Raw genomic sequence first — 14776 nt, forward strand, 5'->3', positions numbered from 1 at the left:
ATACGTGAAGGTCGCCGCCAGTTCGCTCCGCAAAGGTTCCGTCGTCGACATGGACGGCAAGCTCTACGTGGTCCTCAGCGCCCAGAACATCCACCCCGGCAAGGGCACGCCGGTCACCCAGCTCGACATGCGCCGCATCTCCGACGGGGTGAAGGTGTCCGAACGCTACCGCACCACCGAGCAGGTGGAGCGCGCCTTCGTGGACGACCGCGACTACAACTTCCTCTACCAGGACGGCGAGGGCTATCACTTCATGAACCCGGAGAACTACGATCAGGTCGTAGTTCCCGAGGACGTGGTCGGCGACATGGCCGTGTGGCTGCAGGACGGCATGACCGTGCAGCTCTCCACCCACGAAGGCGTGCCGATCGCCATGGAGCTGCCGGCCCGCGTGAGCTTCGAGATCACCGACACCGAGCCGGTGGTGAAGGGCCAGACCGCGTCTTCGTCCTATAAGCCGGCCACGCTGTCCAACGGCCAGCGGATCATGGTGCCGCCCTACATCACCGCCGGCACCAAGGTGGTGATCCTGACCGAGGACGGCTCCTACGTGGAACGCGCCAAGGACTGAGATCCCGCCTTCAGTCGCGCCAGGGCCTCGCGGAACCGGCGCGACACCGGCGCCTCGATCCCGCCCACGAGCACCCTGTAGTCGCCCGAGGCCTCGGGCCGCAGTTCGCTGACGCGGCCAGCGTTCACCAGCCATGAGCGGTGCGTGCGCACGAAGCCGTGCGGCGAAAGCTCGGCCTCCATGCGCGCCAGGGCCGTGCGCATCAGCGGCCGCCGGCCGTCGGCCAGGACGAACTCCACGTAGTTGCCCGCCGAGGTGACGGCGAGGATCTGGTCGATCTCCGCGCGGATCACCCGGCCGCCCTCGCGGATGTCGAAGCTGGCGGGCGAGGCGGCGGGCGCCGAGTGCGGCTGCGAGAGCCGGGTCAGCGTCCAGAAGATGCCGATGGCCACGACGTAGCCGATCAGGTCCTTGCGGAACTCGTAGGGGAAATTCGCGATCGGCCCGAAGCCGTAGCTGCGGCCCATCAGGGCGAAGGCCGCCTGCCGCAGCAGGGTGAAGAGGACCACGTGGAAGCCCGACATCGCCACGGCGCCGACCGCGTGCGTCGCCGCGGTGCGCCACAGGGGGCCGCGGCCGGGCGGCGCGATGCGAAAGGCCAGCCACACCAGCCAGGCGGCCGGCAGGATCGCGATCGCGCTGGTCGCCTGGTAGATCACGATCGCCAGCGGCTCGGCGCCGGGAGCGTCGTGCAGGTCGGAGAAGACGGCGATCGTGTCGTAGAAGACCGACGCCGCGCCGAACAGCGCCAGGCCCCGCCAGAAGACGGATCGATCGCCTTTCGCCAAGTTCCGGATGCGTTCGAGCACCAGCCGTCGTCCCCGCTGTTGCGAGGAGTTCTAGCCGTGTCGCCTTCGCTGCGGGAGGGGGCGGGCCGACTGCCGTCGCGCTAGTTCAGCTTCACGCCGTCCAGGGTGATGCGGTGCATCAGCCGGTAGTGGCCCTGGTAGTCGTTCATGGCGTGGTGCCAGGTGGAGCGGTTGTCCCAGATGGCCATCGAGCCCGGCTTCCACTGGAAGCGGTGCACGAACTGCGGCTTGATCGCGTGTTCGTAGAGGTAGCCGAGCAGCGCCATGCTCTCTTCCCGCGTCCAGCCGACGATGTGCGTCGTGAACGCCGGATTGACGTAGAGCACCTTCTTGCCGCTGTCCGGGTGGACGATGACCACCGGATGCACCGCCTCGGGCGTGTCCTTGTGGCCGGCCAGCACGGCCTGGTCGGTGGCCGCATAGACGCTGCCCTCGCCGAACACGTGGGCCGAGGCGTGATGCGCCTTCAGCGTCTCCAGCGTGGCCTTCAGCCCGTCGGACAGGGCGTCGTAGGCCGCGTACATGTCGGCGAACAGGGTGTCGCCGCCGGACGGCGGGGTCTCCACGGCCAGGAGCACCGAGCCCATGGCCGGCGCCTCGTCATAGGAGTGGTCGGTGTGCCAGCCGCCGCCGATGTTGGTGGTCTGGTCGGCGCGCTTCTCGACCTTGGCGATCTCCGGATAGCGCTCGGTCTTGGGGAAGTAGCGGTTGACCACGATCGGCCCGACCCGCCTGGCGAAGGCGATCTGCTCTTCCGGCGTCATTTTCTGGTCGCGCAGGAAGACGACGCCCCGTTGGGCGAGGGTGTCGCGGATCAGCTCGATATCGGCGTCGGACGCGCGGGCGCCGTCGAGGCCTTCGATCTCGGCGCCGCAGCCGTCCGTCGGACGCGCGGCCAGGGTGGCGAGGCTCATTGGGGGCTTCCTCCCGGAAGATCTGTTTGCCGGCATGGTAGCCGACGGCTGGCCAGAGAGTGTCACGTGCGTTACATTTTTTCATGGCCCGCAGCGACCGCGACCTCGCCGCCCTGGTGCTCGACCGCGCCGCCTGGCTCAAGGGCCAGGGAGAGGGGCTGGCCGAGGCCCTGCTCGCGCACGGCCGCCTGCAGCGGTTCGCCACCGGCGAATGGGCCCAGGCCGAGGGCGACGACGACACCGGCCTGCTCGTCGTGATCGAGGGCGCGATCCACGTCATGTGCCAGGCGCCGGGAGACCGCGAGGTGATGGTGGCCGTGGGCGGCCCCGGCCTGGCGCTGGGCCAGACCACGCGGTTCGGCGGCGGCCCGCGCCTGGCCACCGTGCTCTGCGCCGAACCGAGCCTCCTGCTCGTCCTGTCGGACTCGGCCCTCAGCCGCATCGCCGCCGAGCGGCCGGAGGTCTGGCGCATGGTCGCGGCCCTGGTCTTCATGCAACTGCGCAGCTCGCTCGCCACGGCGGCCGAGATGCTGGCCCTGCCGCCGCGCCAGCGGCTGGCCTCGCGCCTGCTGGTGTTCGCCCGGGCCTTCGACGTCGGCGGCTCGGCGGGCCGGCTGCCGCTGTCGCAACAGACCCTGGGCGAGATGGCCGGCCTCAGCCGCAAGACCGTGAACGGCTATCTCACGGAGTTCCAGCGGCGCGGCCTCGTGCGCCTGGGCTACGGCGAGATCGAGCTCCTGGACCAGGCCGGCCTCAGGCGGATCGCCGAAAGCTGAGGCCCGGCCATGACGGAGGCCGGTCGAGCCGCTAGGCTGGCCGGCTCTTCGTCCGGAGTATGCGCATGCGTCGCCTCGTCCCCCTCGCTCTCGCCGCCGCCCTCGCCGCGCCGGTTCTCGCCCGGGCGCAGGCGGTCGACGCCGGCCCGATCGATCCGGCGCGCCTGTCGCAGATCGTCGAAGTGCTGGCCTCGGACGATTTCGCCGGCCGGGCGCCCGGCGGTCCGGGCGAGCAGAAGACGGTCGACTACCTGACAGCCCGCTTCAAGGCGCTCGGCCTGGAGCCGGCCGGCGAGAACGGCGGCTGGACCCAGCCCACGCCCCTCCTGCGCGTCAGGCTGAAGCCCCCCGGCGCCTTCTCGGTCGACGTGAACGGCCAGACCCGGACGCTGGAGTACGCCAAGGACGTCAACGCCGTGACCCTGCGCCCGGTGGACCACGTCTCCATCAAGGACGCGCCGATGGTCTTCGTCGGATACGGCGTCACCGCCCCCGAGCGCGGCTGGGACGATTTCAAGGGCGTGGACCTGAAGGGCAAGATCGCCGTCTTCCTGGTGAATGATCCGGACTTCGAGGCCGGCCCCGACGAGCCGGTGGCCGGCAAGTTCGGCGGCCAGGCGATGACCTATTACGGGCGCTGGACCTACAAGTACGAGGAGGCCGTGCGCCGCGGCGCCCTGGGCGCGCTGATCGTCCACGAAACGCCAGGCGCCGGGTACGGATGGTCGACGGTGGTCGCTTCCAACGGCGAGAGCTTCGACATCGTCCGCGCCGATCCGGCCAAGGACAAGCTCTTGCTGCAGGGCTGGCTGCAGCGCGACGCCGCCGTCCAGCTCTTCAAGGACGCGGGACTGGACTTCGAGGCGCTGAAGCGCGCCGCCCGCCGCGCCGACTTCCAGCCGGTGATCCTGCCCGGAGCCACCTTCTCGGCCGACTACGACGTCGAGCACAACGAGGTCGTCAGCCGCAACGTGATAGCCAAGCTGCCGGGCGCCAAGCGGCCGGACGAGTCGATCCTCTACGCCGCGCACTGGGACGCCTTCGGCGTGGGCGCGCCGGACGACAAAGGCCAGACGGTGCGCCACGGGGCGGCGGACGACGCCATCGGCGTGGCCGGGGTGCTGGAGATCGCCCGCGCCTTCGCCGAGGGGCCGCGCCCCGACCGGACGGTGATGTTCGCCGCCTGGACCGCCGAGGAGCGGGGGCTGCTGGGCTCGGAGTGGTTCGGCGTGCATCCCACCGCGCCGCTCGACACCATGGTCGCCAACTTCACCATGGACGTGCTGCAGACCGCCGGCCCGTCGCACGACGTGGTGCTGGTCGGCTACGGCCAGAGCCAGCTTGACGACCTGCTCAAGGCCGCGGCCGCCAGGCAGGATCGCACGGTGATCGCCGACGCTCATCCCGAGCGCGGGCTGTTCTTCCGCGCCGACCACTTCTCGCTGGCCAAGCACGGCGTGCCGGTGATGCTGCTGATGGGCCTGGGCGGCGGGCCCGACCTGGTGGACGGCGGCCGGGCCGCCGGCGACAAGTGGGTCGGCGACTACACCGCCCACTGCTATCACCAGCCCTGCGACGCCTGGAGCCCGGACTGGGACCTGCGCGGCGCGGCCCAGGACGTGGACCTGATCTACCAGGCGGGCCTGAAGCTCGCCAATTCGCGGGCCTGGCCGCAATGGAGCGACGGCTCGGAGTTCAAGGCGATCCGCGAGACGTCGGCCGCCGCCCGCCGCTGACGCCGCGCGCGGGTTCGATTACGGCGACTTAATCCGCCGGCCGTTGCGTGCGATCAATGCGCGGGCCACATTTCGCGCGCCCAAGCTTCGACTTGGACCTGCAACCTGGGGAGACCCCACTTGAGCCTTCTTCGCCATCGCTTCACGCGCGCCGCCCTGATCGTGCTAGCGCCCCTGCTGATCGCCGGCTGCGGAATCAACACCATCCCCACCAAGGAGGAGAAGGCCAAGGCCGCCTGGTCCGAGGTGCAGAACCAGTACCAGCGCCGCGCCGACCTGGTGCCCAACCTGGTCGAGACGGTGAAGGGCTATGCGGCCCAGGAACGCGAGGTGCTGACCGCCGTCACCGAGGCCCGCGCCTCGGCGACCCAGGTGAAGGTCGACGCCTCGACGATCACCGATCCGGCCGCCTTCCAGAAATACGCCGCTGCCCAGGACCAGCTGAGCGGCGTGCTCGGCCGGCTGATGGTGATCCAGGAGCGCTATCCGGACCTGAAGTCCAACGAGAACTTCCTGGCCCTGCAAAGCCAGCTCGAGGGCACCGAGAACCGCATCGCCATCGCCCGGCGCGACTACAACGAGGCCGTGCGCGACTACAACACCGAGCTGCGCACCTTCCCGGGCGTGCTGTGGGCCAACTCCGTCTACCGCTCGTCCAAGCCGATGCAGACCTTCCAGGCCACTGCGGCGGCGCAGACCGCGCCCACGGTGAGCTTCCAGCCGCAGGCGAGCGCCCCGGCCCCGGCGGCTCCGGCCGCGCCTGCGCCGGCGCAGTGACGGGGCTGCGATGACCTTCGCCCCACGGATGCCGGCCTTCGGTTTCGCGGGCCGGCGCCGGGCTTGGCTCGTCCCGATCCTGGCGCTCGCCGTCGCGGCGGTGACGGCGGCCGGCGCCCTGGCCGCGCCGAAGTTCCCGCCGCTCACCGGCCGGGTGGTGGACGACGCCAAGATCCTCTCGCCGGCCACCGAGGAGCGGCTGACCGGCGAGCTGAAGGCGCTGGAGGACAAGACCGGCCACCAGATGGTGGTGGTCACCGTCCCGGACCTGCAGGGCTATCCGATCGAGGACTACGGCTACCAGCTCGGCCGCACCTGGGGCATCGGCGACAAGGATCGCGACGACGGCGTCCTCTTCCTGGTGGCGCCTAGCGAACGCAAGGTGCGCATCGAGGTGGGCTACGGCCTGGAGCCGGTGCTCACCGACGCCCTCTCCAGCCTGATCCTGCAGCGCCAGGTGATCCCGGCGTTCAAGGCCGGCGACATGGAGGGCGGCGTGGTGGCCGGGACCGAGGCGGTGATAGCCCAGCTCGGCCTGCCGGAAGACCAGGCCCGCGCCATCGCCGCCCAGGCGGCCGAGCAGCCGGCGACCAGCGACGGCGGCCACTTCCCGGTGATCCTGATCATCATCTTCGTCGTGCTCTTCCTGATGGGCCGCGGCTTCGGATGGTGGTGGCTGCCGTTCATCTTCATGGGCGGCGGCGGTGGCGGCGGCCGCCATCGCGGCGGCGGAGGCTGGGGCGGTGGTGGAGGCGGCGGCGGGTTCTCGGGCGGCGGCGGTTCGTTCGGGGGCGGCGGATCTTCAGGGAGCTGGTGAGGCCATGCTGAACGACGAGGAACGCCGCGCCATCGAGGCGGCCGTGCGCGAGGCGGAGACCCGCACCTCCGGCGAGATCTACTGCGTGGTCGCCGCCGAATCCTCGGACTACCGGGAGATTCCGTTGGCCTGGGGCGCGGCGGTGGCGCTGCTGGGCCCGGCCATCCTGCTCCTGGCCGGGGTGGAGGTGTCGGTGCCCGACGCCCTGGAGGGCGGCTGGAGCGCGGCCCAGGTGGGCGACATGGCCGCCACGGCCGCGCGCGGGGCCCTGGTGGGCGCGGTCATCCTGCAGGGCCTGCTGTTCATCGCCGTGGGCTTCCTGACCGCCTGGGCGCCGGTGAAGCGCCTGGTCACCCCGCGTCCCCTCAAGCGCGCCCGCGTGCGTCAGCGCGCCAGGGAGCTGTTCCTGACGCGCAACCTCAGCGCCACGCGCGCGCGCACGGGCGTGCTGATCTACGTCTCCATGGACGAGCGCATGGCCGAGCTGGTCGCCGACGAGGGCGTCGCCGACCGCGTCGAGGCCAAGGCCTGGGACGGGCCGATGGCCGCCCTTGTCGCCGGCATCAAGCGCGCCCGGCCCGGCGAGGGCTTCACCGAGGCGATCCGGCTCTGCGCCGACATCCTGGCCGAGCACGTGCCGGCCGACGCCGCCGACAACCCCAACGAACTGCCCGATTCGGTGGTCGAGCTGCCGAGGGTCTAGCTTTCCGCGCCGGCCAGGCGAGCCTCGGCCGCCTCCAGGTCCTCGTGGGTTTCGATAACCATGAAGGCTGAGGCGTCGTCGAAGAACACCTCGGCGGCGCCGGCTTCCTTCAGCACCTCGCCGATCGGCGGCGCCGGCTCCCGGCTGAGGGCGGCGAACACCGCGTCCAGCATCGACACCCGCCAGGCCGAGCACAGCGGCTGGATTCCGTCCTTCGTGCTGGCGACGGCGGCTTGGCTGTCCTCGCACGCGGCGATCAGGCGCGGGGTGATGTCGGCCGGTACGAACGGGGTCTCGCAGGGCAGGGCGACGAGCAGGTCCTCGTCCTCCCGCTGGGCCCAGACCAGGCCCGCGGCGATGCCGGCCAGCGGGATGTGCGGGGCGTTCGGCGGGTCGCGCACCAGCGGCGCGCCGAGGCCGATGGCCAACCGCCCCGCCTCGCTGATGCGCGGGGCGTTGACGCCGATGATCCGGCAATAGGCGGCCAGCCGCCGGTGCGCGTGAGCCAGCAGGGGCAGGCCGCCCAGGCGCGCGGCGGCCTTCTCGCCTCCAAACAGCGGTGATCGTCCACCCGCCAGGACCAAACCCAAAACCATGCCGACCCGCGCGTCCCCCTATTCGCATTGACCGTCCGATCGACGACACACCAATCCGGCCGGCGGCTCAATCGACGGAAGATGAAACCTCGCTTTCCAGGGCCGCTTTCCGCCCGTAAGTCGAAGACGGGGGGAATGGCATGCTGACGATCTACGCCTTCGCCATGGTGGCGACCTTCATGGCCCTGGTCATGAGCGGGAAGGTCTCGCCCTTCGCCGCGCTGGTGCTCGCGCCGATCGCCTTCGGCCTCCTGGCGGGCGGCGGCGCCGGCCTGGGGCCGATGATGCTCGAGGGGATCAGGAACCTCGCGCCCACCGGCGTGATGCTGGCCTTCGCCATCCTCTATTTCGGCGTGATGGTCGACGCCGGGCTGTTCGACCCGCTGGTCCGGCTGATCGTGCGGCTGGTGGGCGGCGATCCGGTGCGCATCGTCGTGGGCACGGCGATCCTGGCGCTGATGGTCTCGCTCGATGGCGACGGTTCGACCACCTACATCATCTGCTGCGCGGCCATGGTTCCGCTCTATCGGCGCGTGGGCCTGGACCCGCTGGTGCTGACCTGCCTTCTGATGCTCGCCTGCGGGGTGACCAACATCACGCCCTGGGGCGGGCCGACCGCGCGGGCGGCGAGCGCCCTCGGCCTCGACCCCGCCGAGATATTCGTGCCCCTGATCCCGGCGATGCTGGCCGGCGCGGCCTTCGTCGTGGGCCTCGCCTATTGGCTGGGCCGGCGCGAGCGCAAGCGGCTCGGGCGGCTGGACGGCGTGGTTTCCGAGAAGGCGCTCGAGGCCGAATTGGTCGCCGAGAACGATCCCACGGAACGGCCCGGGCTGATCTGGGTGAACCTCGCGCTCACCGCCGTTCTGCTGGCGAGCCTGGTCGCCGGCCTGCTGCCGCTGCCGGCCCTGTTCATGATCGCCTCGGCGCTGGCCCTGATCATCAACTACCCGCGGCCCGCCGACCAGAAGGCGCGCCTGGCGGCTCACGCGCCCAACATCCTGGCGGTGATCTCGGTGATCTTCGCCGCGGGGATCTTCACCGGCGTGCTCAACGGCATGGGCATGACCGACGCCATGGCCAAGAGCGTGACCGGGCTTATTCCTCCGGCGCTCGGCCCCTACATGGCGCCGATCACGGCCGTGCTCTCCATGCCCTTCACCTTCTTCGTCTCCAACGACGCCTTCTTCTTCGGCATCCTGCCGATCCTGGCCGAGGCCGCGCGGCCCTACGGGATCGAGCCGGCGGAGATGGCGCGAGCGGCCCTGACCAGCCAGGCGGTGCATCTGCTGAGCCCCCTGGTGCCGTCCACCTATCTGCTGGTGGGCCTGGCCGGCGTCGAGCTTGGCCGCCACCAGCGCTTCACCCTGCCCGCGGCGACCGTGCTTTCCCTCGTGATCCTGGCGGCCGGCCTCCTCACCACGGTGATCCCCTTCGCCGGCTAGGGGCGCGGCGAAAGCCTGTGCCGTTTCGGCGGCCGAATGCGCGGCAAGTTCCTCGAATCGCCTCCCGTGGCGCTTGCCGCTGCGGCGCACGCCACTCTAGATTCGCCCGGACAGCGAGCGAGAGGACGACGGATGACGGTGAAACTGAACGTCAACGGCGTGGAGCGGACGGCCGATGTCGACCCCGACACCCCGCTTCTCTGGGTGCTGCGGGACCAACTTGGCGTGCTGGGCCCGAAGTACGGCTGCGGGATCGCTCAGTGCGGCGCCTGCACTGTGTATGTGGACGGTGCGCCGATCCGCGCCTGCGTGACGCCCGTCGAGGTGATCGGCGACAGCGAGGTGGTCACCATCGAGGCGATCGGCGACGGCGAGGTCGGCGCGCGCGTGCAGCAGGCCTGGATGGACCTGGACGTCGCCCAGTGCGGCTACTGCCAGCCGGGGCAGATCATGGCCGCCACCGCGCTCCTGACCTCCAATCCCAAGCCCAGCGACGAGGACATCGACGCGGCGATGAGCGGAAACCTCTGCCGCTGCGCCACCTACATCCGCATCCGCGCGGCCATCAAGCGCGCCTCCGGCCAGCCGCAGGAGGCCTGACCATGACCGTCGAAGCGCTCACCGCCGCCTCGCGGCGCACCTTCCTGAAGACGGGCCTGGCCGCCGGCGGCCTGATGCTGGGCTTCAGCCTTGCCGGGCGCGGCGCCGAGGCGGCCGGTCCCGCCCCGCTCAACGCCTATGTGCGCGTCGCCCCGGACGGCCTGATCACCATCGTCTCGAAGAACCCCGAGATCGGCCAGGGCATCAAGACCATGCTGCCCATGCTCATCGCCGAAGAGCTGGACGTGGAATGGAAGGACGTGCGCATCGAGCAGGCGCTGAACGACCCGGCGGTCTACGGCCGCCAGTTCGCCGGCGGCAGCATGGCCACGCCCCTGCACTACGACCAGCTTCGCCAGGTCGGGGCTGCGGGCCGGGCGATGCTGATCGCCGCGGCGGCCAAGGACTGGGGCGTGCCGGCTTCGGCGTGCTCCACCGAGCCGGGCGTCGTCGTGCACAAGGCGTCGGGCCGCCGCGCGCCCTACGGCTCGCTCGCGGCCAAGGCGGCCGAGCTGCCCGCCCCCGACCTCAAGAGCGTGCCGCTGAAGGATCCCAAGGCCTATCGGATCATCGGCAAGCCCACCCCGCAGTACGACACCAAGGCCATCGTCACCGGCCAGCCGCTGTTCGGCATCGACGTGCGCCGGCCGGGCATGCTGTTCGCCACCTTCGAGAAGGCCCCGGTGTTCGGCGCCAAGGTCGCCTCCGCCGACCTGGCCGCGGCCAAGGCGGTCAAGGGCGTGAAGGACGCCTTCATCGTCGAGGGCGGCGAGGACCTGTCGGGCCTCCTGCCGGGCGTCGCGGTGGTGGCCGACAGCTGGTGGGCAGCGCGCAAGGGCCGCGACAAGCTGAATATTCAGTGGACGGATCACCCGACCTCCCGTCAGTCCAGCGAGAGCATCGCCGCCCGCGCGGCCGAGCTCGCCGCGGGCAAGCCGCAGCGCGCCCTCTACGCCGACGGCGACGTCGAGGCGGCCCTCAAGACCTCCGGCAGGACGGTCGAGGCCCAGTACTTCTACCCGTTCCTCCACCATGCGGGCCTGGAGCCGCAGAACTGCACGGCCGAGGCCAAGGACGGCAAGATCGAGATCTGGGCGCCGACCCAGAACCCGGAGCCGGGCCGCCAGCTCGTGGCCAAGACCCTGGGCGTGCCGGCCGAGGACATCACCGTGCACATGATCCGCTGCGGCGGCGGCTTCGGCCGGCGGCTGTCCAACGACTACATGGTCGAGGCCGCCTGGATCGCGAGGGCGGCTGGCGCGCCGGTGCAATTGCTCTGGACGCGCGAGGACGACACCCGCCACGGCTTCTACCGCCCGGCGGGCTTCCACACCTTGAAGGGCGCGATCGACGACGCCGGCGCGATCACGGCCTGGAACGACCACTTCGTGACCTTCGGCGAGGGCGAGGAGTTCGCGCGCAGCGCCGGCATCGGCCCCACCGAGTTCCCGGCCCGCTTCATCGACAACTACCGCCTGGACGTGTCGACCATGCCGCTGGGCGTGCCGACCGGGCCGCTGCGCGCGCCGGGCAGCAATGCGATCGCCTTCGTCATCCAGTCGTTCATCGACGAACTCGCCCACGCCGCCGGGGCCGATCCGGTCGACGTGCGCCTGAAGCTGCTGGGCGACCGCGGCCAGGTCGGCGAGCCCGGGCGCAGCGGCTACAACGCCTCGCGCATGGCCGGCGTGGTCAGGCGCGTCGCGGAGATGTCGGGCTGGGGCCGAACCAAGCCGCCCGAGCGATCGGGCATGGGCGTGGCCTTCCATTTCAGCCACCTGGGCTATTTCGCCGAGGTGGTGCGCGCGGCGGTGGCCGAGGACGGCGCGGTCAAGGTCGAGAAGGTCTGGGTGGCCGGCGACGTCGGCCGGCAGATCATCAACCCGTTCGGCGCGATGAACCAGGTGCAGGGCGCGGTGCTCGACGGCCTGTCCCAGGCGCTCCGCCAGCAGATCACGATCAAGGACGGCGCGGTGGTCCAGGGCAACTACGACGACTACCCGATCCTGCGCCTCGACGCCGCCCCGCCGGTCGAAGTGGAGTTCCTGACCACCGACTACCCGCCGACCGGCCTGGGCGAGCCGGCCCTGCCGCCGGTCGTGCCGGCCCTGTGCAACGCCATCTTCGCGGCCACCGGCGTGCGCCTGCGCAGCCTGCCGGTCGATCCGGCCGTCCTGCGCCGGGCCTGAGGGACGGGGCGCCTCAAGGCGATGCATGTCGCGACTGTGATCCGCGTTCGGCGCATGCCCTGCTTGCCGTTGCGGCAATCCGCGTCCTAGACTTTCCTCAACAAAATTGGGGAGGCGGCGCGCAAGACGCGGCCGGGATCAGCGTGAAACGGGCGGGCGCGGAGAGCGTGCGCCCGGCCGGACGTTGGCCTCGACGCGCGGCGGGCGCCGGGAAGGGGGCGGAGATAAACAGCGAACCGCGAGCGCCCACGCGCCGTTACGAGCAGCGTCAGGCCGCGATCGTCGCCGCTGCGGTGGATGTGCTGAACCGCAAGGGCGTGCGCGGCATGACCCTTGGCGAGGTCGCCGCGCAGCTCGATCTGGTGCCGACCGGGGTGATCTACTACTTCCGCAACAAGGAGGAGCTGGCCGCGGCCTGCCTCCTGCGCGGCATCGAAACCTTCCAGGGCTTCATCGCCGAGAGCTCCGGCCGGCCGACGGCGCGCCAGCGGCTGGGCGCCTTCATCTACAGCTACTTCGACTTCCAGCGCCGCGCCGCCCTGGGCGAGGGCGAGCCGCTGGCCGTGTTCAACGACGTGCGCGGCCTGCGCCGCGCGGCGGTCGATGCGGCCTATGTGGACATGTTCCGCAGCCTGCGCGCCGTGCTGGTCGATCCCGGCGCCGACGAGCCGTCGCGCCAGGCCCTCAACGCGCGCACGCACCTGGTGCTGGCCGAAATCCTCTGGTCCCGGGCCTGGCTGCTGCGGCGCGAGCCGGAGGACTACGGGCGCGCGGCCGGCCGGCTGTTCAGCGTGCTGGTCGACGGCATCGCCGCGCCGGGCGCGGCCTGGCCGGAGACGACGCTGTCGGCGGCGGCGCTCGACATCCATCCGACGGTGGACGATTCGGCCGAGCAGTTCCTGCGCGCGGCCACCGAGCTGATCAACGAGGAGGGCTATATCGGCGCCTCGGTGGAGAAGATCTCGGCCAAGCTCAACGTCACCAAGGGCGCGTTCTACCATCACAATCAGACCAAGGACGACCTGGTGCTGGCCTGCTTCGAGCGCACCTTCGAGGTCATGCGCCGGGCGATCCGCGCGGCGGAGGAGACCTCGTCCAGCGGGCTGCAGGCGCTGGTCTCGCTGTGCACCGTGCTGGTGGACTACCAGCTCTCCGGCCGCGCGCCGCTGCTGCGCACCTCGGCGCTGACCTCCGCGCCGGAGGCGCTGCAGCCGGAGCTCCTGTCCAAGTTCGACCGCATCTCCGAACGGTTCGCCTCGCTGATCAGCGACGGGATCGCCGACGGCTCGGTGCGCCCGGTGGACGCGAACATCGCCGCCCAGGCGGTGACGGCGATGATCAACGCCGGCTCCGAACTGCCCCACTGGGCGCCCGACGTCACCCGCGCCGAGGCGATCGACCTCTATGTGCGGCCGTTCTTCCTGGGGCTGCTGCCGCCGGAAGAGGGGTGAGCGCCGGCCTCAGTGCGGCAGGTAGGTGCGCAGCACGTCCTCGATGATGCGCTCGAGCTGGGCCAGCGAGTTGCAGGTCTTGGCCACGTGGCAGAACCGCTCGTAGCGGTGCATCACAGAATCGCCCTGGCTCCAGTAGCTCTCCGGCTCCGGGTTGAGCCAGATCACCGCGCGCGAGCGGTCGTGGATGGTCTTCATCAGGTCCAGCCTGGGATCGGCGTAGTTGGACCGGCCGTCGCCCAGGAAGATCACCGTGGTGTGGCGGTCCAGCGAGTCCAGATGGTCCTCGCAGAAGTCCTGCAGCGCGCGCCCGTAGTCGGTCTGCTGGAAGCCGATCTTGGAGAGCACGTTGAAGATCGCGGTCTCCACGCCGTGGTCGTCGAGCACGTCGTTCACCGAGATCAGCCGGCCCGAGAAGGCGAAGGCGTCCAGCCGGTCGACCACCTCGTTCAGCGAGTAGAGGAAGGTCAGCAGGAACTGCGCCGCGGCGGCCACCGACTTGGAGACGTCGCAGATCGCCACCAGCTTGGGCTTGTCGATCTTCTGGGTCTTCCAGGCGATCTCGAAGGGCACGCCGCCGTGGGCCATGCTCATGCGCAGGGTCTTGCGCACGTCCATGTGGCCCTTGAGCGCCCGGTGGCGGCGGCGGCTGTAGCGGTCGGCCAGGCGCTTGGCCATGCGCCGCACCAGGGCCTGCATGACGGCCAGGTCGACCGGGTCGATCCCGCTCTCCGAGTTCAGCGCCTTGCGCGCCAGGAGCTCCTCGCGCAACGCCTTGCCCGAGCCGGCCGCGTAGAGGTCGTGCTGGCGCTCGACGTAGCGCTGGGCCTCGGCCATCAGGGCGCGCCGGCCGGCCTCGAGCCGGTCGGCCAGGCCCTCGCCCTCGGGCAGCTTGCGGGCGTTGGCCAGGATCCGCTCGATCTCGGCCAGGCCCATTTCGTCCAGCAGGCGGCGGGTCATGCGGCTGCGCTGGGTGCTGAGCCGGATCTGCGCCACCCCCGCGCGCTGGGCGGCTTCTTCCATGGCCTGGGTCAGCCCCGCCGCGTCGCCCTCCAGCAGCATCTGCGCGAGGGGCGAGGTCTCCACCTCGGGCGACGAGGCCTCCTCGCCGCCGCCGGGTTCGCCCGCCTCCTCGCCGCCGGCCTCGCCCTGCGGCGGAGGCGGCAGCTCGAACGCCCGGCGCGCGAAGAAGGTGTCGAAGGTCGTCTCGAACCGCGCCACCTCGTCCGCCGACTTGGCCAGCGTCACGCACAGCGCGTCGCGCAGCAGCGTGCGGTCGCCGTAGCCCACGGCGGCCACCGCCTGGTGCGCGTCGATCGCCTCGGCCGGCGAGACGCGCACGTCGGCGGCCCGGAGCGCGCGCAGGAAGTCCTCCATCGTCCGCTGCATGGCGGC

Annotated in this window: 14 protein-coding genes; 10 read left to right on the plus strand and 4 right to left on the minus strand. The window is 71.1% G+C overall.

Annotation, left to right across the window (positions count from 1 at the left end):
- The first annotated feature begins 4 nt into the window (after positions 1-4).
- On the plus strand, positions 5-571 hold the full coding sequence (gene efp / locus ACE3TA_RS12925) for an elongation factor P (protein WP_374574276.1): 567 nt from the start codon (positions 5-7) through the stop codon (positions 569-571).
- On the opposite strand, the gene ACE3TA_RS12930 is transcribed toward efp, so the two are convergent.
- A complete protein-coding gene (locus tag ACE3TA_RS12930) occupies positions 547-1380 on the minus strand; it encodes a LytTR family DNA-binding domain-containing protein (RefSeq protein ID WP_374574278.1) in 834 nt (277 codons plus the stop codon). The genes efp and ACE3TA_RS12930 overlap by 25 nt on opposite strands.
- Positions 1381-1460: 80 nt before the next feature.
- Positions 1461-2294: a TauD/TfdA dioxygenase family protein gene (locus tag ACE3TA_RS12935; protein WP_374574280.1), complete on the minus strand. Its 834-nt coding sequence runs from the start codon at positions 2292-2294 to the stop codon at positions 1461-1463.
- 83 nt (positions 2295-2377) lie between these two features.
- Here ACE3TA_RS12935 and ACE3TA_RS12940 point away from each other — a divergent pair, with 83 nt between their 5' ends.
- The 5 genes from ACE3TA_RS12940 (at position 2378) to ACE3TA_RS12960 (ending at position 7103) form a co-directional block, all read left to right on the plus strand.
- Entirely contained in the window at positions 2378-3070 is a 693-nt protein-coding gene (locus ACE3TA_RS12940) for a Crp/Fnr family transcriptional regulator (protein WP_374574282.1), read from the plus strand.
- Positions 3071-3135: 65 nt separating this feature from the next.
- A complete protein-coding gene (locus tag ACE3TA_RS12945) occupies positions 3136-4806 on the plus strand; it encodes a M28 family metallopeptidase (protein ID WP_374574284.1) in 1671 nt (556 codons plus the stop codon).
- 120 nt (positions 4807-4926) lie between these two features.
- Complete coding sequence (locus tag ACE3TA_RS12950; RefSeq protein WP_374574286.1) at positions 4927-5583, plus strand: LemA family protein; 657 nt, start codon at positions 4927-4929, stop codon at positions 5581-5583.
- Between the two features lie 10 nt (positions 5584-5593).
- Positions 5594-6400: a YgcG family protein gene (locus tag ACE3TA_RS12955; protein WP_374574288.1), complete on the plus strand. Its 807-nt coding sequence runs from the start codon at positions 5594-5596 to the stop codon at positions 6398-6400.
- A 4-nt stretch (positions 6401-6404) separates the two neighbouring features.
- Positions 6405-7103: a TPM domain-containing protein gene (locus tag ACE3TA_RS12960; RefSeq protein ID WP_374574290.1), complete on the plus strand. Its 699-nt coding sequence runs from the start codon at positions 6405-6407 to the stop codon at positions 7101-7103.
- Here ACE3TA_RS12960 and ACE3TA_RS12965 read toward each other — a convergent pair.
- The gene (locus tag ACE3TA_RS12965) at positions 7100-7699 is read right to left on the minus strand and encodes a molybdenum cofactor guanylyltransferase (protein WP_374574292.1); all 600 of its coding nucleotides are present in this window, start codon (positions 7697-7699) and stop codon (positions 7100-7102) included. The two genes, ACE3TA_RS12960 and ACE3TA_RS12965, sit on opposite strands and share 4 nt — an antisense overlap.
- A 140-nt stretch (positions 7700-7839) precedes the next feature.
- Between ACE3TA_RS12965 and ACE3TA_RS12970 the strand changes: the two genes are divergently transcribed.
- The 4 genes from ACE3TA_RS12970 to ACE3TA_RS12985 all read left to right on the plus strand — a co-directional run bounded on the left by ACE3TA_RS12970 (position 7840) and on the right by ACE3TA_RS12985 (position 13381).
- On the plus strand, positions 7840-9141 hold the full coding sequence (locus ACE3TA_RS12970) for a CitMHS family transporter (RefSeq protein ID WP_374574294.1): 1302 nt from the start codon (positions 7840-7842) through the stop codon (positions 9139-9141).
- Positions 9142-9273: 132 nt separating this feature from the next.
- Positions 9274-9741 carry a (2Fe-2S)-binding protein gene (locus ACE3TA_RS12975; protein WP_374574296.1) on the plus strand — a complete coding sequence of 156 codons (468 nt, stop codon included), beginning with the start codon at positions 9274-9276 and terminating at the stop codon, positions 9739-9741.
- Between the two features lie 2 nt (positions 9742-9743).
- A complete protein-coding gene (locus ACE3TA_RS12980; RefSeq protein WP_374574298.1) occupies positions 9744-11930 on the plus strand; it encodes a molybdopterin cofactor-binding domain-containing protein in 2187 nt (728 codons plus the stop codon).
- Between the two features lie 167 nt (positions 11931-12097).
- A complete protein-coding gene (locus ACE3TA_RS12985; protein ID WP_374574818.1) occupies positions 12098-13381 on the plus strand; it encodes a TetR/AcrR family transcriptional regulator in 1284 nt (427 codons plus the stop codon).
- Between the two features lie 9 nt (positions 13382-13390).
- Here the strand turns inward: ACE3TA_RS12985 and ACE3TA_RS12990 are convergent, their stop codons facing one another.
- Positions 13391-14770: a VWA domain-containing protein gene (locus ACE3TA_RS12990; protein ID WP_374574300.1), complete on the minus strand. Its 1380-nt coding sequence runs from the start codon at positions 14768-14770 to the stop codon at positions 13391-13393.
- Positions 14771-14776: the final 6 nt, after the last annotated feature.

It is taken from the genome of Phenylobacterium sp. (assembly GCF_041916435.1).
Lineage (GTDB): Bacteria > Pseudomonadota > Alphaproteobacteria > Caulobacterales > Caulobacteraceae > Phenylobacterium.

What these genes read in the sequence shown, in the direction of transcription:
- ACE3TA_RS12935 (WP_374574280.1), bottom strand. Translation starts at nt 2,294, where the DNA reads ATGAGCCTCGCCACCCTGGCCGCGCGTCCGACGGACGGCTGCGGCGCC.
- ACE3TA_RS12940 (WP_374574282.1), top strand. Translation starts at nt 2,378, where the DNA reads ATGGCCCGCAGCGACCGCGACCTCGCCGCCCTGGTGCTCGACCGCGCC.
- ACE3TA_RS12945 (WP_374574284.1), top strand. Translation starts at nt 3,136, where the DNA reads ATGCGTCGCCTCGTCCCCCTCGCTCTCGCCGCCGCCCTCGCCGCGCCG.
- ACE3TA_RS12955 (WP_374574288.1), top strand. Translation starts at nt 5,594, where the DNA reads ATGACCTTCGCCCCACGGATGCCGGCCTTCGGTTTCGCGGGCCGGCGC.
- ACE3TA_RS12960 (WP_374574290.1), top strand. Translation starts at nt 6,405, where the DNA reads ATGCTGAACGACGAGGAACGCCGCGCCATCGAGGCGGCCGTGCGCGAG.
- ACE3TA_RS12965 (WP_374574292.1), bottom strand. Translation starts at nt 7,699, where the DNA reads ATGGTTTTGGGTTTGGTCCTGGCGGGTGGACGATCACCGCTGTTTGGA.
- ACE3TA_RS12970 (WP_374574294.1), top strand. Translation starts at nt 7,840, where the DNA reads ATGCTGACGATCTACGCCTTCGCCATGGTGGCGACCTTCATGGCCCTG.
- ACE3TA_RS12975 (WP_374574296.1), top strand. Translation starts at nt 9,274, where the DNA reads ATGACGGTGAAACTGAACGTCAACGGCGTGGAGCGGACGGCCGATGTC.
- ACE3TA_RS12980 (WP_374574298.1), top strand. Translation starts at nt 9,744, where the DNA reads ATGACCGTCGAAGCGCTCACCGCCGCCTCGCGGCGCACCTTCCTGAAG.
- ACE3TA_RS12990 (WP_374574300.1), bottom strand. Translation starts at nt 14,770, where the DNA reads ATGCAGCGGACGATGGAGGACTTCCTGCGCGCGCTCCGGGCCGCCGAC.